This is a genomic window from Mesorhizobium sp. P2_A8, from assembly GCF_056404935.1.
On sequence record NZ_JBFUDB010000010.1, the window covers coordinates 313,945 to 332,339 of the forward strand.

Genomic DNA, 18,395 nt, shown 5'->3' on the forward strand with positions numbered 1-18,395 from the left:
TTTGCTCCACGGAGTTTTCCATGCTGACCATTTCGGCCGCCGAGGTCGATCATGCGCTGACCTTTCCCGGACTGGTCGAGACACTGCGCACGGCGTTTCGTGACGGTGCGGTACAGCCGGTAAGGCATCACCATACGGTCGAACGGCCCGACGGCGCCGCCTCGACACTGCTTTTGATGCCGGCCTGGACCGACTTCAACGCCGCCGGCACGTCGGCCAGCGGTCACATCGGCGTCAAGATCGTCACCGTCTCGCCCGACAACAACACCATCGGCAAGCCCGCGGTGATGGGGCTCTATCTCCTGCTCAACGGCGCCACCGGAGAACCTGAAGCCTTGATCGACGGCCAGCGGCTGACGCAATGGCGCACCGCCTGCGCTTCGGCGCTGGCGGCCTCCTACCTCGCCCGCGACGATGCCGCGCGGCTGCTGGTGGTCGGCGCCGGCGCGCTGTCGCCGTTCCTCGCCAAGGCGCACTGCGCCGTGCGGCCGATCAAGACCATCCGCATCTGGAACCGCACAGCCGCCAATGCCGAGAAGGTTGCGGCCGATCTGCGCGCCGAAGGCTTCGCGGCCAGCGCCGCAAGTGATCTCGATGCCGAACTCGGGCAGGCCGACATCGTTTCCTCGGCGACAATCACCACAACGCCACTGATCAAGGGCGCACTGCTGCGGCCGGGAACCCATGTCGACCTGGTCGGCGGCTTCACCCCGACGATGCGCGAAAGCGACGATGACGCGATCGCGATTGCCCGCGTCTATGTCGACACCCGCGCCGGCGCCACCAAGGAGGCTGGCGACATCGTCCAGCCGCTGACCTCCGGCGTGCTGAAGCCAGACGCCATCGTCGCCGATCTGCACGAACTGTCGCGCGGTGAGAAAAAGGGCCGCGAGAGCGCCGGTGAGATAACACTGTTCAAGTCGGTCGGCGCGGCACTCGAGGATCTTGCCGCCGGCATTGCCGTCTACAAAGCGCTCGTGGCTTAGTTTTCTGCCAGGGCCATTTTTGCGCCCATCGCCCCGGCGATCAGCGAAAAATCATGCGCGCTGAGTTCGAAAAGGCCAAAGCGAAGCTGATAACCCCAGTTCGACTTGCCGGCTGTGAAGTCCAGCCTGTCGAGCAGCGGTTTGATCGCTGCTTCCTCGGCCATTGCCCACGCGACGTCGCGCCGGAACGGCGTGAAGCCGCCACCCATGTCACCCTGATAGGGTTCGCCTTGCCGCACCGTGCCGATCGCCGTGAAGGCCTGCAGGCCGTCCTTTTCGCCGAGTATGGTGGTCGGCGAATAATAGACGATGCCATCACCGGGCTTGATGCGGCGCAACGGTGCCGCCTTGCCGTGATTGACCTGCATGAAGCCGCCCTGCCGCCCGCGCCGGACATGTTCGGCCGACGCCACTGCGATCCAATGCGCGCTCATTTGTGTTCCCCTGTGGCCTGTTCCCCGTCGGATAGCCAGTAAACGCGCAGGCGATGGTTGTCGGGATCGAGCGCAACGAAGGTACGGCCGAAATCCATGTCGGTCGGCGTCTGCAGGATTTTCAGCCCGCGCCCAGCCCAATCGGCGTGGGTAGCGTCGACCGCGTCCGGCGTATCCAGCGCAAAGACGATTTCGGCGCCGCCGCCTGCCGCGGCCGCGGCCGGCTCCACCGTTTGGCGCGACCAGAGGCCGAGCTTGAAGCCCGCATCGAGCACGAACAGCACGAAGGTCGGCGAACTTTCGACCGGCTCGCGACCGAGCAGCGCACTGTAGAAGGCGCCGCTCTGCTGGGGCTGGTCGACATAGAGGATGACGAAGTTCGGGGCGGCCATGTCTGCTCTCCAAGGTTCAGCGTTTCGACTTGCCGACCATAGGATGAGCTGCGGTCAGATTCTGGCAGTGGGTCAGTTACCCACTGCCAAGCATCGACAGGCCGGTCTCGTCCAGCGTGACATCGTCGCCGACGACGCCGAACGGCACGGCCAGCGAGCCGTCCGGCTCCTGCGCCCCGAGCCCCGAAAATCAAGGCCCGGTCGCCGCGCACATTCACCCAGGAAAAGGGCAGCACCATGCCAGGCGGCAGCTTCAGCGGCCCGGGCAGGACGATACCAAGCTCCGCGAGCCGACGACCGGCGCCGCGTTGGCCCCCGCCAACCTCCCGCCGAGCTTTCCTGCTTGCCGCCGCCTCATCAAGCGGGCAATCGCTCCAAGGTCGGCGCCGACCCCCCCGTGGCGCGGAGGTCGTCGATCCCCGCGCCGGCAAGCAACGACCTACTGGAAATTGAAATACAGTGCCGGCGGGTACTGCGACCCGTCGGTGGCCGGCACATTTGCCTGCGCCGCGGGCTTGACCCCGCCTGTGGCCATGTTGTCCAGCGGCGGCTTGGCCTGCTCGGCCTTGGCGGCAACGGCCTGCGTCACCGGGACTTTCTTCTGGGCCTCCGCCGTCTGCGACAGGGCAAGCACGACGAACAGCCCTGACATAACGAATTTCTTGACGGTTTTGCTCTCCTGGCTCTGTGGCCTCATGGCTTGAAACCAGACTCGTCGAGCACGGCGACCTGGTTGCCGTCGATGTAGAAGCGGATCGCGTGCGCCTCGTTGTCGATGTCTATGCGCGTCGGTTGCGCGGCCAGCCCCGCCGGGGCGGTCCTGGCATATTTCGAGGGAAAATCCCCAGCCGGTGCGTAATGGAAGAGTAACGCCAATGCGATGCATCCGGCGGTAAATACAATGAAGGTAAGTCTGGAAGAGATGGTCGACGTCATCTAATCGTTCCTTCAGGTTGAAGTTGCATCTACGGTTCGGTTGCTCCAGGATTTCCGATCCTGGCACAATCGAGCCGGCGCTGGCGTGGTCTAGCAGGCAATTGTTTGATCAGTATTTGAAGATCGCAAAAAAGCTCTTGTCGGAGCTGGTTGTGAGCCAAGTCACCGGAGATGAGAGCGCTGCGAATTAATTATCTCGATGACGTGCTGCTGTCTTGTGCTATGTTTTGTTCAGCCTGCTGCAAAAATTGCAGCGGTGATGCCAGAGGCCGCCGATGCGTTACCTGAACTCCGCTCACTATATCAATGTGGTGGCCAAGACCGGTTCGATCCGCGCCGCCGCGGAATTGCTCGCCATAACCTCGACGGCGCTCAACCGGCGTATATTGGCGATGGAGGCCGAACTCGGCGTTGCTATTTTCGAGCGACTGCCTCACGGCGTGCGATTGTCCAGCGCCGGCGAGCTTCTAGTGCAGCACATGCGCAACCAGTTATCCGATATGGAGCACGTGAAATCGCAGATTGCAGACCTTGCTGGCGCCCGGCGCGGCCATGTGGCGATCGCCTGCAGCCAGGCGCTATTGCCCTACCACCTGCCGACGCAAATCTCACTCTACCGCAAGGAACATCCGAATGTGACCTTCGGAGTGCACCTGCGCGACCGGGAGGAGGCCGAGCGTGCCTTGGTCGATCACACGGCCGACATCGCCATCGTCTACGAGCCAACCCGGCTGGCTGCTTTCATGACGCTGATGCGGGTGCACCAGCCAGTGCATGCGGTTATGCGGCCCGATCATCCGCTGGCTTCTCACGAGACGGTGCGCTTGCGCGCTTGCCTCGACTATCCAATCGCGCTTCCCACATCAAGTTACGGCGTGCGCTACCTGCTCGACATCGGGGCGCAATCGTCATCGCTGCAGCTGGAGCCGGTGATTCAATCGGACAGCTTCGAATTCCTGCGCAACCACGCTATCTCGGAGGATATCATCACTTTCCATTTCCCAATTGGCCTGTCCCACCAGACGATGACTGGGGACATGATCTCCCGGCCGCTCGACCCGCGCGACGTGCCCGCTGGCATGCTCTATGTCGGCCAACTCAAGGGCCGCACCCTACCGGTGGCCGCTGCCCGTTTCGCCGACCAGCTTTCCGCCTCGCTGGCGCAGCAGTATGACGTGTCGTGATGGCACCTGCCACTCAGCTTGATACACCTGGATAAGGCTGTCGGGGTTGCTGTCAAGCGTTGCTGGTGTATGCGCACCCGTCAGGTGCGCAGCGACACTGTCCGGGCCTTTGTCGGCCCACGACCTACCTAGGCCCGCGAAGCGCCGGCTGTGCACGATGAAGCTGGTCGGCGTCTTGATGGGTGAACGCAGGAGCGCGTCGAAGCACTCGTTCTAGCAAGCTCGGACATATGCGAAAGGCTGCGACGCGGCGGCGAGCAATCGATTCTGGCGATTTATAGGGGCCCTATGCATCGTAAGTCTCCCCGTGCATTGGCGGCGATCAGAGGCAAGTCCTTGGCGCTCATTCTTTCCGCCATGTTGCAAATTCCGGTAGTGGGTCAGTTTGGATTTCAAACTGACCCACTACCCAGAATCTGGCAGTAGCCATCACGAACCACGTGGCTTGTCGAGTGTCGCCCGCCATTCCTTCAGCAGCGCCTGGCGACGGCGCGGATAGCGCGTGTCTGTTGCTTGGAGCGCTGCGATGCGATCGGCGCGAAAATGCCGGAAGTCCTCGCGCATCTCGCACCACGCCACCACGACCCGCACCTTGTCGAAGAACCCCAGCGCAAACGGCCAGACCACGCGTTCGGAGGCGGCGCCGCCCGCATCGCGGTACAAGAAGCCGAGCTTGCGCTCGTTGCGGATGGCCTGCCGCACCAGGCCGAGGTCGATGCCCTCGACGGCCGCGGCGGGAGGCCCGACGAGCAGCGGGCTCGCGTCGAGATCGTCGCGCAGATCGTCCGGCAGCACGGCAGCGACCTTGGCCAGCGCGTTGGCGGCAGCAGCCGAGAGACGCTGGTCCGGCTGCTTGGCGACCCAGCGCGAGCCGAGCACGATGGCCTCGATCTCCTCGTCGCTGAACATCAACGGCGGCAGCATGAAGCCGGGCTTGAGCACATAGCCCAGTCCCGCCTCACCCTCGATCGGCGCGCCCTGGCCCTGCAGCGTGGCGATGTCGCGGTAGAGCGTGCGTATCGAAATCCCGAGCTCATCGGCCAGCGCCTGCCCGCTCACCGGCCGGCGGTGCCGGCGCAGCGTCTGGATCAGGTCGAGCAGGCGTTCCGAGCGGGACATATCGAAGATTTGCCCGTTTCTTTGACATTGGTCCACCGCCGGCCGACACAAACCGGAGAGGCTTGCACGGCGGACTTGGTTGCGAAGCAGGTTGGCCTATGCCAAAAGCGGCCACGCCGCTCGGAGATGCTCCTGCTTGAAGTCTTTTCGCGACAAACGCCGCGACAACCGCCCGCCCGCGAAGGGCGGAACCGCAGAGGCGCGCCCGCATGAGGGGCGCGGCGTGGCAAGGCCGGACGCCAGGCCGCGCGCGCCTCATGAGCCCAGAACCGATGACCGCTCCGAGCCGAAATCTGCGCCGCGCATCCTTGCCCGCCGCGACGGCGCCCTGCCCACCGAACATCTTCCTGTGATCCTCGAAGTGGCGCCGAATGCCGATTATGCGCTGCTCGACAGCGGCGCCGGGCAGAAGCTCGAACAATACGGGCCCTACCGCATCGTGCGGCCCGAGGGCCAGGCGATCTGGCAAAAGGCCTTGCCGGCAAAAGACTGGGAGCGCGCCGACGCCATCTTCACCGGCGATACCGACGAGGAAGGCATCGGCCGCTGGCGCTTCCCGAAGACGCCGCTCGGCGAGACCTGGCCGATGAAGCATGACGGCATTGACTATCTCGGCCGTTTCACCTCGTTTCGCCATGTCGGCGTCTTTCCCGAACAAGCCTCGCACTGGGACCACATGGCCGGGTTGATTGCGGCCGCGAAACGGCCGGTCAAGGTCCTGAATCTGTTCGGCTATACCGGTCTCGCCTCGCTGGTGGCGGCCCGCGCCGGTGCCGAGGTCACCCATGTCGATGCCTCGAAGAAGGCGATCGGCTGGGCTCGCGAAAACCAGGAAATGGCCGGGCTCGGCAGCAAGCCGATCCGCTGGATCGTCGACGACGCGGTGAAATTCGCCGAGCGTGAGGAACGCCGCGGCAGCCGCTACGACATCGTCCTGTTCGACCCACCGGCCTATGGCCGCGGCCCCAAGGGCGAGGTCTGGCAATTGTTCGAGGACTTGCCTGCATTGACCGACCTTTGTCGCGCGATCCTGACGCCGAAGCCCCTTGCCGTGGTGTTGACCGCCTATTCGATCCGCGCCTCGTTCTTCGCCATTCATGCCTTGATGCGCGACACCTTTGCCGGCATGGGCGGCACGGTCGAATCGGGTGAGTTGATCATCCGCGAAAAGTCCGCCGGCCGGGCGCTATCGACCTCATTGTTTTCGCGCTGGGTGGCCTGAGTGAACGAGCGGCATGCAGGCGCACCCGGACTGGTGAAGGAAGTCACCAGCCTCGCCAACCCGCTGGTCAAGGACATCAAGGCGCTCGCCCAGAAGAAATTCCGCGATCAGCAGAACGCCTTCATGGCCGAGGGATTGAAACTGGTCATCGACGCGCTCGATCTTGGCTGGCAGATCAGGACACTGGTTTTCGCCAAGGCCGGACGCGGCAACGCCGCGGTGGAGAAAGTCGCCGCACGCACGGTTGCCGCCGGCGGCACGGTGCTCGAAGTGTCGGAAAAGGTGCTTGTAGCCATCACCCGCCGTGACAACCCGCAAATGGTGGTCGGCGTCTTTTCGCAGAGATTCCTGCCCTTGAAGGATGTCCGCGCCGACAATGGCGACGTCTGGGTGGCGCTCGACCGGGTGCGCGATCCCGGCAATCTCGGCACCGTCATCCGCACCATCGATGCGGTCGGCGCCAAGGGGGTCATCCTGGTCGGCGACACCACCGATCCTTTTTCCGTCGAGACGGTGCGTGCCACCATGGGTTCGATCTTTGCCGTGCCGGTGGCCAGGGCGACGACCGAGGCATTCCTTGCCTGGCGGGGCGGATTTTCAGGTCTTGTCGCGGGCACCCACCTGAAGGGCGCGGTCGACTACCGCTCGGTCGATTTTTCCCGCGGCCCGGTGCTGCTGATGATGGGCAACGAGCAGCAGGGGCTGCCCGAAAGCCTGGCCGCGAGTTGCGACAGGCTGCTCAGAATCCCGCAGGCAGGCCGCGCCGATTCGCTCAATCTTGCGGTCGCCACCGGCATCATGCTGTTCGAGATCCGGCGCGGCGCGCTGAAGCTCGAAGCAATCGTGGACCAGCAATGAAGGTTGCCCGCCCGTGAAATCATGGTCCCCCTACGCGCTGCTCGTCGTCGCGGCCATAGCGCTCGACCAGTGGATAAAACATCTGGTCGAGACCGGACTGCCGTTTCAGGAAAAGCTCGATCTCGTGCCTTTCCTGGCGCTGTTTCGCACCTACAACACCGGCATCGCCTTCTCGATGTTCTCGTCCTTCGGCGACACCGGGCTGATCGTCATTTCGCTGGCGGTCGTTGCCTTCGTGCTGTTCCTGGCGACGCGGATCGCGCCGTCCCAGATCCTTGCCCGCACCGGCTTTGCGCTGATCGTCGGCGGCGCGCTCGGCAATCTGATCGACCGCGCCGTCTACGGCCATGTCATCGACTACATCCTGTTCCACACGCCGGTCTGGTCCTTCGCCGTCTTCAACCTTGCCGACGCCTTCATCTCCGTCGGCGCGGCACTGGTCGTCTTCGACGAACTGTTCGGTTGGCGGCGCGAGCCCAGACCTTCGAACGATTGACCCCGTGCGGCCATCGCCGCACAGTCCACGTCGCCAAACAAGATCGCGGAGAAAGAGATGTCCGAAACCTTCAAAGCCATCCTCGTTTCGCGTGACGCCGAGAAAAAGCAATCGGTAGCCGTGACCGATCTCACCGAAGCCGACCTGATGGAAGGCGACGTCACCATCGCGGTCGAGGCGACAACAGTGAACTACAAGGACGGCTTGGCGATATCAGGCAAGGCGCCAGTGATCCGCCGCTGGCCGCTGGTGCCGGGCATCGATTTCGCCGGCACCGTCACCTCGTCTTCCCATCCTGACTGGCGCGCCGGCGACAAGGTCATCCTGAACGGCTGGGGCGTCGGCGAGACCCATTTCGGTGCCTATGCCGGCCGCGCCCGCGTCAAGGGCGACTGGCTGGTGCCGCTGCCGCAAGGCATGAGCCCGCATGATGCGATGGCGGTCGGTACCGCCGGCTATACCGCCATGCTTTGCGTGATGGCGCTGGAGCGGCACGGCATCCTGCCCGATCGCGGCCCGGTGGTGGTGACGGGGGCAGCCGGCGGCGTCGGCTCGGTCGCGGTCTCGATCCTGTCCAGCCTCGGCTACCATGTCATCGCGTCGACCGGCCGCAACGCCGAAAGCCCCTATTTGATCAACCTTGGCGCCGCCGAAGTGATATCGCGCGACGAGCTTGCCCAGCCGGCCAAACCGCTGGCCAAGGAGCGCTGGGCCGGCGGCATCGACGCTGTCGGCAGCCACACACTGGCCAACGTCCTGTCGATGACCTCCTATGGCGGTGCGGTTGCTGCTTGCGGCCTGGCCGGCGGCATGGACCTGCCGGCGAGCGTCGCCCCCTTCATCCTGCGTGGCGTCTCGCTGCTCGGCATCGATTCGGTGATGGCACCGAAGGCAGTCCGCCTCGAAGCATGGCGGCGCATCGGCACCGACCTCGATCTGCAGAAGCTCGCCAGCCTGTCGACGACCATAGGTTTCGACGGCATCATCGATGCGGCGCACGACATCGTCGACGGCAAGATCCGCGGCCGCGTCGTCGTGGATATGTAAGCCTGTGCGGCCTCGAAGCAGGCGGATGGAAATGCCCCGCCTGCCGGCAAATCCGTGGCTGCCGGGGCAGAAAACGCTGATCCGCTAAAATTCGAACGATCCGCCGCAATCTTCCATAATCTCTGTCTGGCAAGGGTTTCGCATGATCGCGGAATCCGGCAGCCAACAGGCGGACACAGGCGAAGACGTCGGTGCGGCGACCCCGCCGTCGTCGACGCGGCGCTTTGTCACCGCGCCGCCGCTGGTGCCAGAGCCGCAGTTCTCCACGCGCGAAGGCCTGCCCCTCCTGACGTTTGTCGCCATCGTCGTGCTGGCCGGCCTGGCGCATCTGACCGGGGCGCCGATCTTCATCAGCGTCGGATTGCTGGTAACCGGCCTCGCCGGCCTTGCCACGCATCTGCACGCCAGGCGAAGCGTACACCGTACCGCGGTCCTGCTTGACGAGACCACTGCCCGCAGCCGCGCCGAGATCGAGACGCTGGCCGACCGCATGTGGGAAATGCAGGAGAGCGAGGAACGCTTTCGTGGCCTGATCGACGCACTTGGCGACCTCGTCATTCATCGCGACCGCGATGGCTACATCGTCTATGCCAACAAGGTCTTCGCGGACCTCGTCGAAACCGATCAGCGCGACCTTGCCGGCAAGACCCTGGCGGACCTTGGCATCGATGTCGGCATCGTTCCGGATGCCGCCTTTTCCGACCATGAGTGCCTGAGTTCCACCGACGTCTCGATCCGTACGCCGAGCGGTCCGCGCTGGTTCTCATGGATTGAACTGTCGGTGCGCGACAAGGACAGCGGCGCCGCTTCGCATCGCGCCATCGCCCGCGACATCACCGCCCGCAAAAGAGCCGAATCCTCACTGATCACCGCTCGCGAGCGGGCCGAATATGCCAGCCAGGCCAAATCGCGCTTCCTTGCCACCGTCAGCCATGAAATTCGCACGCCCATGAACGGCATCATGGGCATGGCCAGATTGCTGGCCGACACCAGCCTGTCACCGGAACAGCAGACCTATGTCGGCGCCGTCTCGACCTCGGCCAGCGCGTTGCTCGCCCTGATCGAGGATCTGCTGGACTACTCCAAGATCGAGGCTGGACGCTTCGACCCGGAGCCGCAGCCGATGTCGGTGCGCGAGATCGCCGACAACATCATCGAACTGCTCGCCGCCCGCGCCTTCGCCAAGGATATCGGGCTCGGCTGCCACGTCGAGCCCGACGTGCCGCAATTGATCACTGCCGATCCGGGCAAGGTCAGGCAGGTGCTGCTCAACCTCATCGGCAATGCCATCAAGTTCACCGACAGCGGCGGCGTTTTGGTGAGCATCGCACGCGCACGCACCGAAACCACCGATCGCATCTGCTTCACCATCGCCGATACCGGTCCGGGTCTGCGTGACGAGGACCTGGAGCGCATTTTCGAAGAGTTCGAACAGGCCGACGGCACGTCGACGCGCACGCATGGCGGGGCGGGCCTTGGCCTTGCAATCTCCAAACGCCTGGTGGCGGCCATGGGCGGCACGATTTCAGTATCCAGCCGGCTCGGCCAGGGATCCGAATTCGTCTTCGAGATCCCGGCAATATCGGCCACCGAAGCACCGCAGAGCCGACAAAACGCGCTCTCGGGCAAACACGCGGTGATCCTGTCGAAAAACGCCGTCGAGGCCGATGCCATCGCCCGCACCATCCGCGCCAATGGCGGCGCGGTCGGCATCGCCACCACCGTCGCGCAGGCGGCGCCCTTCGCCGACGGCTGCGATGTGCTCCTGGTCGACGCGGCCATGGAAGAGAGCGACGGAAGGTTGCTCAAGCGCCTGCGCCAGAGCGGTTTCGCCGACTGCGAGGCCATCACGCTGATCGCTCCGACCGACCGCGGCATGCTCGGCGAGTTCCGCGCCAGCGGCTACGCAACCTTCCTTGCCAGGCCGGTACGGGGCGGAACGCTTCTGCGTGTGCTGTTGAGCAGCCATGCTCCCACCCTAGCCCAGCCGCAGCCGGAAAAGGGTGGCGCCCCCGCACTTCGTGCCATCGGCAGCCGCCAGCGGGGACTGTCGGTGCTGATCGCCGAGGACAATGACATCAACGCCATGCTTGCCCGCGCCACGCTGCTGAAGGCCGGGCACCGCGTCAAAGTGGTCGGCAACGGCAAGGCCGCCGTCGAGGCTGTCACCGGTGCCGGACACAAGAACCGCTTCGACGTGGTTCTGATGGATCTGCACATGCCGGTCATGGACGGGCTGGACGCGATCGCCGCCATCCGCCGCCACGAGGAGGAAACCGCCGTGCCGCCTGTGCCGATCATGGTGCTGTCGGCCGACAGCCAGGAAAAGACCCGCCATGCGGTGCTGGCTCATGGCGCCAGCGGCTTCGTCACCAAGCCACTCGACCCTGACGCGCTGGTCAATGCCGTCGAGGGACAGGTCGCGGCCTGAGCCGCTTTCCTTCCTCTGCGCCGGTCCGTTTCCTCCCGCAACGTAGCCGGTTGACCGTATTCGCCAGCCGACGAAGTATTGCCCACGACGTCGTATCACGGTACTGTCACAATCCTGTTGCACCTACACCGTATCCCCGTGCCAAGAGGGATGGCTCGAAGGAGAATCACTCGTGCATACAGTTATGCCGGAATGTGACACTCGGCCGAACGCCAGCAGCGCCTTGCTTGCCGGGCGTAACGTCGATTCCGTCATAAAGGGCGCAGCACTCGCCCGAATCGGTAACCTCGAAGTGCGGCTCGCCCGCAACGAGGCCGAGATCGCGGCCGCACAGGAAGTCCGCTACCGGGTGTTTTACGATGAACTTGGCGCCAGGAAAGATTTGTTCAAGGCGCAGGATCGCCGCGACGCCGACCGGTTCGATCCGCTCTGCGACCATCTGCTTGTCTTCGATACCTCGCTCTCCGGCCCCGAACATCGCCGCATCGTCGGCACCTATCGCCTGCTGCGGCAAGAAATCGCGGCCGCCGCTGGCGGGTTCTACTCAGAAGGCGAATTCGAGCTGACCAAGCTCATCGCCCGTCACCCCGGCCAGCGTTTTCTGGAACTCGGCCGCTCTTGCGTTTTGCCGGAATACCGCTCGAAGCGCACCATCGAGGCGCTGTGGCAAGGTATTTGGGCCTACATCAACCACTATGAAATCGGTGTCATGACCGGCTGCGCTTCCTTCCACGGCACCGTGCCGGCGGCGCATGCCGAGGCGCTCACCTATCTCGCCCACCACTGCCGGACGAATTCCGCCTGGGACGTGCGCGCGGTGTCCGGACGCTACTGTTCGATGGATTTGATGCCGATCGAGGCGGTCAACGCCAAGGCTGCGATCGCGGCGATGCCGCCGCTGGTCAAGGGCTACCTGCGCGTCGGCGCCCGCATCGGCGATGGCTGCGTCATCGACCGCGAATTCTCGACGGTCGACGTGTTCGTCGTGATGCCGGTAAAGGAAATCGGCGCCCGCTACGTCAACTACTATGGCGGGGAAGCCCAGCGTTTCGCGGCGTGAATAGCGAATAGCTAATAGCTAATAGCTAATAGCTAATAGGAAGTAGTGGCGGGAGTTGCGCGGCAACAGCCACTATCCGCTACTCGCTATTTCCTACTTTTCACGGGATGTCTTCCGGCCGCCGGCCGGGCCGGCTCTTGTAGGGGGGAAACGCCCAGCCGAAACGAAGCGCGCCTCCGCGCACGGCGAATGCCGCGGCGAAGCCGGCCCATCCTGAAACAATCTGTGGCAAGCCGGCGACATCGCCTGCTGTGAAGATGGCGGCACCCACGAGGGCGGCCGTGACATAGATTTCCGGCTTCAGCAGCACCGAAGGCTCCCCGGCCAGAAGATCACGCAGGATACCGCCGAATGTGGCGGTCAGCATGCCGGTGATCACCGACACCGCCGGCGAGCCGGTGATGGCAAGTCCCTTGGCCGCGCCCATCACGGAAAACGCGGCAAGCCCGATGGCGTCGAGCCAGAGCAGCAGCTTGTAGCGAGATTCGACGCGGTGCGCGGTGAAGAACACCACAACGGCCACCACCGCGCAGATCAGCACATAGTCGCGGTTTCCCACCCAGAACACCGGCACGTTGAGGATCAGGTCGCGAAATGTGCCGCCACCGATGCCGGTGACGCTGGCCAGGAACAGGAAACCGATAATGTCGAGCTGCTTGCGTGAAGCGGCAAGCGCCCCGGTCGCGGCAAAGACGGCGACACCGGCATAGTCGAGAAGCGCGATCGGGTTCATGAAGCGAACGATGAAAAGAGTGAGTAGCGAGTAGGCAATAGCACGAAGCTGCTATTGCGTATTTCCTTATTGCTACTCGCTATTCGCTATTCGCTTGTCCGTTCAGGCATCCTTCTCGGCCTGCTCATTGACAGGCCCCGGCTCGACCGGCGTTTCGCCGGCGGCAAGCTTGGGACCGCCCTTGGCGACGCCGACCATGGCCGGGCGCAGCACCCGCTCACCGATCGAATAGCCCGGTTGCACGACCTGGACCACGGTGTTGGCCGGGACATCCGGATTGGGCACCTCAAACATCGCCTGGTGGAAATTTGGATCGAACTTCTCGCCTTCCGGCGTGAGCTTCTTGACCCCGTGCCGCTCAAGCGCCGACAGCATGGCGCGCTCGGTGAGGTCGACGCCTTCGATCAGCGCCTTGAAGCCGGCATCGCCCGATGCCTTGGCCTCGGCCGGGATGGCGTCAAGCGCGCGGCGCAGATTGTCTGACACCGACAGCATGTCGCGCGCGAAATTCGCCACCGCGTAAGTGCGCGCGTCGTGCACGTCGCGCGCGGTGCGGCGGCGCAGGTTTTCCATCTCGGCCGCAACGCGCAGCGCGCGGTCTTTCAGTTCTTCATTTTCCTTCAGCAGCCGCACAAGGGCTTCATAGTCGCCATCGATGCTGCCTTCCGTGCGCTCGGCATTGGCCTCGGTTGCCTCGGCTTCATCGGGCGCGCGTTCGTCTTTTGCCTGGTCGCTCATCGCCGTTTCCCGTCAATCTCGAATGATGTGGATTTTGAGCCCGATATCGAGGTTTGGCGGCCAAAAATCAAGGGGTAAGCGATAGTGGAGGCTCTCGGCCGGGGCAGGACTAGTTATGGCAAGGTCCTTCGATTTTAATTCAAATTTTACCCTAACCGCCGGCTTTGCTTGCCACAAACACGTGATGCGGGAACCATTCCCTTGCTGGAGGAGTTTCGAAGCCGACACAGGATTTAAGATGATGACCCGCAACAAACGCGAAAAGGGAGAAGGGCTGGCCGCCGAGGTCAGGAGGCAGTTCGGCGCCGAGACGGTGACGCGCTTTCTGCGCACCTTGCCGGCCTTCCGCACCGAGGCCGACATTCCCGACCGGTTCAGGGAGCTGCTCGACCGCCTCGACGGCGCGGAGGACGGTGACGCCGGCTGGCGCCGACAGTAACCCAACGACCAATCTTGTCAGCAAACCTCTATCGGCAATAGCCTGACAGAACCGAACCATCTAATGACAGATGCGGTGTGGTTCACATGGAGGACTTAATGCGCAAGGTTTCGATCACCTCATTGCTGTCGGCGCTTGTCGGCCTCGGTGCCGTCACATTGGTGGCCTTTCCGTCACAGGCGGACAGTCTGCAGCTGGAACTGGGCAAACACGGCCCGCGGCTGAAACTCCTGGAAGATTGCGATCCCAACTACAACGATTGCGAAGACATCCGCCGTGACGATCGCCGAGAGCGCCACGACCGCCGTCAGTGGCGAGGCTGCACGGAAGACCGGGCTCTCGACAAAGCGGAGCGAATGGGCATCCGTCGGGCAAGGATAGAGTCCGTCGGCCGCCGTGAGATCACGGTCCGCGGCAGACAGGACGGCGACCGCGTGCGCGTCACTTTTGGAACCGAGCGTGGCTGTCCCATCCTCGACCGCGAGTAGAGACCGGCCGCCAATGGAAAACCCGATGCTCAAGCGACAGAGAGAGCAGCGGGCCTCAGCGACGCTTCAAAGCTCACCGCTCGGGGGTGAACCATCACGCTGATCAAGCTCCGATTGGCTGGCTCGACCGCTGAGCCACGCGACAATTACGCACAGTAATTTTGCGTGAGCTTGCCTTGCGGTGGCGGGGCGCCCCGCCTATGCTTCCTGATGAACATGATTTCCCCTGAGGCGGCCGCAAACAGCAAGCGCGCCTGGCTTAAGATTCTGGCGCGCTACAAGAAGCCTGACAGGCGCCGCAGCGCCGTCGAACTCGCCATCACCCTCATTCCGTTCGCCGTGCTCTGGGGACTGTCCTCGGCTGCCTATGCCTATGGCCATTGGTGGGGCCTGGTCCTGATCCTGCCCGCCGCCGGGTTTTTGGTGCGCATTTTCATGATCCAGCACGATTGCGGCCATGGCTCCTTCTTCGCCAACCGCTATGCCGACGACTGGATTGGCCGCGCGCTCGGCATCCTGACGCTGACGCCCTACGACTGCTGGCGGCGCGCGCACGCGACGCATCATGCCAGCGCCGGCAATCTTGACGAGCGCGGCATGGGCGACATCAGGACGCTGACCGTTGCCGAATACCGGCAAATGTCATGGCGAGGCCGCCTTGCATACCGTCTCTATCGCCACCCGCTGGTGATGTTCGGGTTGGGGCCGATCTGGCTGTTCATCTTCGAGCAAAGGCTGCCCATCGGCATGATGCGGGGCGGCCTGACACCCTGGGTATCGTCAATGACCACAAATCTGGGCATTGCGGTTGCTGCAGCTATCCTCATCTGGTTCGTCGGCCCCGGCGCATTCCTGGTTGTCCATCTGCCGATCGTCATCCTCGCCGGTTCGGCCGGTATCTGGCTGTTCTACGTCCAACACCAGTTCGAGGAGACGGAATGGGCAAACGATGCCGACTGGGAGTTCCAGCATGCCGCCCTGCACGGATCGTCCTACTACGACCTGCCGCCGGTCCTGAACTGGTTCACCGGCAACATCGGCGTTCATCATGTCCACCACCTCTCCGCCAAGGTGCCGGGCTATCGGTTGCAGGAAGTGCTGCGGGATTATCCCGAACTGCGCGGCATCGGCCGCGTGACGCTGCTCGACAGCCTGCGTTGCGTCAAACTGGCGTTGTGGGACGAAAACCGCCGCAAGCTGGTGTCGTTCCGCGAGGCCCGGGCAGCGGCATAAAGAGCCGCCGCACCATGGGCGCGGCGGCATTGGCAACTCCTGGATGTCTTTTCGACGCAATTCCGGGCGGAAAACTGTACACTTTTCCGGTAATTGGATCAGGCCGCCTGGCGCTCGTCGCGCATTAGGATCTCGCCGTGGCGGATTTCCGTGCCCAGCACCTTCAGGCATTCGCGGATGAAATTGGACAGGCCCGGCCATCCCTTGGCTGAAACGAGATTGCCGTCGACATGGGCGCCGGTCGGCGCCACGTCGACATAGATGCCGCCGGCGAGCGTCACCTCCGGCTCGCAATAGTGCAGCGCCGCCACTTCCCGGCCCCGCACCACGCCGTCGACGGCGATCAGGATCTGCACGCCATGGCAGATGGTGAAGATCGGCTTGCCGGCTTCGTGGAAATGCCGCACCAGCGCCTGCACCCGCTTGTCGATGCGGATATATTCCGGCCCGCGCCCGCCCGCCGCATAGACGGCATCATACTCGTCCGGCTTCACCTCGGCGAAGGTCTTGTTGAGGATGTAGTCGTGGCCCGGCTTTTCCGTATAGGTCTGGTGGCCTTCGAAGTCGTGCAGCGACGTCTTCAGGATGTCGCCGGCCTTCTTGTCCGGGCAGACGACATGCACCGTATGGCCAACCGCATGCATGGCCTGTTCAAAGACGAAAATCTCGTACTCCTCGCTGAACTCGCCAACGAGCATCAATATCTTCTTGCCAGCCATTCCCGGCTCCTCCCTTGTGGCCATATTTATTTCGGATCGCGAAATAATAGACTTATCCTAAGGGCAGGACGGCAAAAGAGAAAGCACAAATCGCGCCATTGGTAAGACCAGTTCATGCGCATTGCGACTTGCATTGTCGTCGGACGTTTCACAGCAGGCGAAAACTACAGTACTGGTTCGACCAGAATTCCGATCAGATAGCCGCCCTGATCATGTCCGCCGCCTTTTCGGCGATCATGATCGTCGGCGCATTGGTGTTGCCGCCGATCAGCGTCGGCATCACCGAGGCGTCGACGACGCGCAAGGCCTGCATGCCGCGCACCTTGAGTTGTGGATCGACCACCGCCAGATCATCGATACCCATCTTGCAGGTGCCCGCCGGGTGATAGATCGTATCGGCGCGGGCTCGGATATGGGTCATCAGCTCTGCATCGCTCGAAATGCCGGCGGTGTAGATTTCCCTGGCGCGGTATTTGGCCAGCGCCGGCGCCTCCAGTATGCCGCGCATCATTCTGACACCCTTGAGCAACAGCTTGGCGTCGCGTTCGTCGGACAGAAAGCGCGGATCGATGCGCGGTGGCGCCAGCGGATCCGGCGTCGACAGCCCGACCTCGCCGCGCGAATGTGGCCGCAGCACGCAAACGTGGCAGGAAAAGCCATAACCCATATGCAGCTTGCGGCCATGATCATCGACGATGGCGATGCAGAAGTGCAGTTGCAGGTCGGGCCGGCCGATCGCCGGGTCGGATTTGAGGAAGGCGCCGCCTTCCGCGTAGGGCGTGGCGATCATACCGCCGCCATCCTTGCGCCAGCGCCGCAGATGCCGCAACAGGCCAGGCAGACCGCGCAGGCCGATGCCCATCATGTCGGCATCCCTCGATGTCCAGCCCATAATGAAATCGAGATGATCCTGCAGGTTCTTGCCGACACCTGGCAGTTCATGGACGACCGGAATTCCGTGCGCTGCAAGCTCGACAGCTGGGCCGATCCCGGACAGCAACAAGAGCTGCGGCGAGCCGAACGCACCACCGCAGACGATGACCTCGCGCCTGGCTTTCGCAACGGCTTCACCCTTGCCCGCGCGGTATCGCACGCCCGTGGCCCGCTTGCCGTCCAGGACGATGCCCGTGGCATGCGCTCCGGTGACAACGGTAAGGTTTGGCCGGCTCATCGCCGGATGCAGATAGGCGGCGGCCGCCGAGCAGCGCTCGCCATTGCGGCGTTCGCCCCAGAATTGCGTCACCTGATACAGTCCGGCCCCTTCCTGTTCGACCCCGTTGAAATCATCGTTGCGCCGGATCTGGCTTTCGCCACAGGCCTCGATGAAGGCGCGGGAAAGCGCACGCGGCTCCTGCTGCTCGGCGACCCGCAACGGTCCGTCGCCGCCATGCAGGGCATCGCTGCCACGCTGATTGCCTTCCGCACGCCGGAAATAGGGCAACACCTCGTCCCATGACCAGCCGTCGCAGCCGAGATCGGCCCATTCGTCATAGTCGCGGCGGTGTCCGCGTGTGTAGAGCATGGCATTGATGGCGCTCGAGCCACCCAGCGCCTTGCCGCGCGGTTGGTACCCCTTGCGGCCGCCAAGCCCCGGCTGCGGCACCGTCTCGAAGGCCCAGTTGTTGAGCTTCGGCCGGCCCGGCAACAGCGCGATGACGCCTGCCGGCACGCGGATGAGCAGATTTCTGCCCTCGCCGCCGGCTTCGATAAGGCAAACCTTTTTCGATGGATCTTCGGAGAGTCGCGCGGCAAGCGTGCAGCCGGCGGAGCCGCCACCGGCAATGACATAGTCGAAAACCATGGTCTCCTCCAGCATCCGGCGGATGTTTCCGTCCGGATGGCCGAGAGAAGGCCCGATCAGGGGCGTTGTAAAGGCGCGC

General features: G+C 63.7%; 20 protein-coding genes. 11 read left to right on the forward strand and 9 right to left on the reverse strand.

The window, feature by feature from the left end; genetic code table 11:
* Window positions 1-20 precede the first annotated feature (20 nt).
* Entirely contained in the window at window positions 21-986 is a 966-nt protein-coding gene (gene lhpI / locus AC1D10_RS28750; protein ID WP_477277928.1) for a bifunctional Delta(1)-pyrroline-2-carboxylate/Delta(1)-piperideine-2-carboxylate reductase, read from the forward strand.
* Here lhpI and AC1D10_RS28755 read toward each other — a convergent pair.
* From AC1D10_RS28755 to AC1D10_RS28770, 4 genes are all read right to left on the reverse strand, one after another.
* A complete protein-coding gene (locus AC1D10_RS28755) occupies window positions 983-1,420 on the reverse strand; it encodes an EVE domain-containing protein (RefSeq protein ID WP_477277930.1) in 438 nt (145 codons plus the stop codon). The genes lhpI and AC1D10_RS28755 overlap by 4 nt on opposite strands.
* A complete protein-coding gene (locus AC1D10_RS28760; RefSeq protein WP_477277932.1) occupies window positions 1,417-1,812 on the reverse strand; it encodes a VOC family protein in 396 nt (131 codons plus the stop codon). Before AC1D10_RS28760 ends, AC1D10_RS28755 begins: the two co-directional genes overlap by 4 nt.
* A gap of 439 nt (window positions 1,813-2,251) precedes the next feature.
* On the reverse strand, window positions 2,252-2,464 hold the full coding sequence (locus AC1D10_RS28765; RefSeq protein ID WP_477277934.1) for a hypothetical protein: 213 nt from the start codon (window positions 2,462-2,464) through the stop codon (window positions 2,252-2,254).
* A 41-nt stretch (window positions 2,465-2,505) separates the two neighbouring features.
* On the reverse strand, window positions 2,506-2,748 hold the full coding sequence (locus tag AC1D10_RS28770) for a hypothetical protein (protein WP_477277936.1): 243 nt from the start codon (window positions 2,746-2,748) through the stop codon (window positions 2,506-2,508).
* A gap of 275 nt (window positions 2,749-3,023) precedes the next feature.
* On the opposite strand from AC1D10_RS28770, the gene AC1D10_RS28775 reads away from it, so the two are divergent.
* Window positions 3,024-3,932, forward strand: coding sequence for a LysR family transcriptional regulator (locus AC1D10_RS28775; protein WP_477277938.1), 909 nt, complete (start codon window positions 3,024-3,026; stop codon window positions 3,930-3,932).
* A gap of 429 nt (window positions 3,933-4,361) precedes the next feature.
* Here AC1D10_RS28775 and AC1D10_RS28780 read toward each other — a convergent pair whose 3' ends face one another.
* The gene (locus AC1D10_RS28780) at window positions 4,362-5,051 is read right to left on the reverse strand and encodes a helix-turn-helix transcriptional regulator (RefSeq protein ID WP_477277940.1); all 690 of its coding nucleotides are present in this window, start codon (window positions 5,049-5,051) and stop codon (window positions 4,362-4,364) included.
* Window positions 5,052-5,187: 136 nt separating this feature from the next.
* On the opposite strand from AC1D10_RS28780, the gene AC1D10_RS28785 reads away from it, so the two are divergent.
* The 6 genes from AC1D10_RS28785 to olsB all read left to right on the forward strand — a co-directional run bounded on the left by AC1D10_RS28785 (window position 5,188) and on the right by olsB (window position 12,165).
* A complete protein-coding gene (locus AC1D10_RS28785) occupies window positions 5,188-6,273 on the forward strand; it encodes an RsmD family RNA methyltransferase (protein WP_477277942.1) in 1,086 nt (361 codons plus the stop codon).
* Window positions 6,274-7,131 carry a TrmH family RNA methyltransferase gene (locus AC1D10_RS28790; protein ID WP_477277944.1) on the forward strand — a complete coding sequence of 286 codons (858 nt, stop codon included), beginning with the start codon at window positions 6,274-6,276 and terminating at the stop codon, window positions 7,129-7,131.
* 13 nt (window positions 7,132-7,144) lie between these two features.
* Window positions 7,145-7,627: a signal peptidase II gene (gene lspA / locus AC1D10_RS28795; RefSeq protein WP_477277946.1), complete on the forward strand. Its 483-nt coding sequence runs from the start codon at window positions 7,145-7,147 to the stop codon at window positions 7,625-7,627.
* Between the two features lie 57 nt (window positions 7,628-7,684).
* Window positions 7,685-8,674 carry an acrylyl-CoA reductase (NADPH) gene (acuI, locus tag AC1D10_RS28800; RefSeq protein ID WP_477277948.1) on the forward strand — a complete coding sequence of 330 codons (990 nt, stop codon included), beginning with the start codon at window positions 7,685-7,687 and terminating at the stop codon, window positions 8,672-8,674.
* Window positions 8,675-8,816: 142 nt separating this feature from the next.
* Window positions 8,817-11,105: a PAS domain-containing hybrid sensor histidine kinase/response regulator gene (locus AC1D10_RS28805; protein ID WP_477277950.1), complete on the forward strand. Its 2,289-nt coding sequence runs from the start codon at window positions 8,817-8,819 to the stop codon at window positions 11,103-11,105.
* A 184-nt stretch (window positions 11,106-11,289) separates the two neighbouring features.
* Window positions 11,290-12,165, forward strand: coding sequence for a l-ornithine N(alpha)-acyltransferase (gene olsB, locus AC1D10_RS28810; RefSeq protein WP_477278149.1), 876 nt, complete (start codon window positions 11,290-11,292; stop codon window positions 12,163-12,165).
* Window positions 12,166-12,265: 100 nt separating this feature from the next.
* Here olsB and AC1D10_RS28815 read toward each other — a convergent pair whose 3' ends face one another.
* Both AC1D10_RS28815 and grpE read right to left on the reverse strand, forming a co-directional pair.
* Window positions 12,266-12,898, reverse strand: coding sequence for a trimeric intracellular cation channel family protein (locus AC1D10_RS28815; protein WP_477277952.1), 633 nt, complete (start codon window positions 12,896-12,898; stop codon window positions 12,266-12,268).
* 102 nt (window positions 12,899-13,000) lie between these two features.
* The gene (grpE, locus tag AC1D10_RS28820) at window positions 13,001-13,636 is read right to left on the reverse strand and encodes a nucleotide exchange factor GrpE (protein ID WP_477277954.1); all 636 of its coding nucleotides are present in this window, start codon (window positions 13,634-13,636) and stop codon (window positions 13,001-13,003) included.
* Between the two features lie 238 nt (window positions 13,637-13,874).
* Here grpE and AC1D10_RS28825 point away from each other — a divergent pair, with 238 nt between their 5' ends.
* The 3 genes from AC1D10_RS28825 to AC1D10_RS28835 all read left to right on the forward strand — a co-directional run bounded on the left by AC1D10_RS28825 (window position 13,875) and on the right by AC1D10_RS28835 (window position 15,796).
* Window positions 13,875-14,075 carry a hypothetical protein gene (locus AC1D10_RS28825; protein ID WP_477277956.1) on the forward strand — a complete coding sequence of 67 codons (201 nt, stop codon included), beginning with the start codon at window positions 13,875-13,877 and terminating at the stop codon, window positions 14,073-14,075.
* 98 nt (window positions 14,076-14,173) lie between these two features.
* Window positions 14,174-14,563 carry a hypothetical protein gene (locus AC1D10_RS28830; protein ID WP_477277958.1) on the forward strand — a complete coding sequence of 130 codons (390 nt, stop codon included), beginning with the start codon at window positions 14,174-14,176 and terminating at the stop codon, window positions 14,561-14,563.
* 210 nt (window positions 14,564-14,773) lie between these two features.
* Window positions 14,774-15,796 (forward strand): fatty acid desaturase, encoded by a 1,023-nt coding sequence (locus AC1D10_RS28835; RefSeq protein WP_477277960.1) that lies wholly within the window; start codon window positions 14,774-14,776, stop codon window positions 15,794-15,796.
* Window positions 15,797-15,894: 98 nt separating this feature from the next.
* On the opposite strand, the gene AC1D10_RS28840 is transcribed toward AC1D10_RS28835, so the two are convergent.
* Window positions 15,895-16,515, reverse strand: coding sequence for a DJ-1/PfpI family protein (locus AC1D10_RS28840; protein WP_477277962.1), 621 nt, complete (start codon window positions 16,513-16,515; stop codon window positions 15,895-15,897).
* 193 nt (window positions 16,516-16,708) lie between these two features.
* Window positions 16,709-18,316 (reverse strand): GMC family oxidoreductase, encoded by a 1,608-nt coding sequence (locus tag AC1D10_RS28845; RefSeq protein WP_477277964.1) that lies wholly within the window; start codon window positions 18,314-18,316, stop codon window positions 16,709-16,711.
* Window positions 18,317-18,395: the final 79 nt, after the last annotated feature.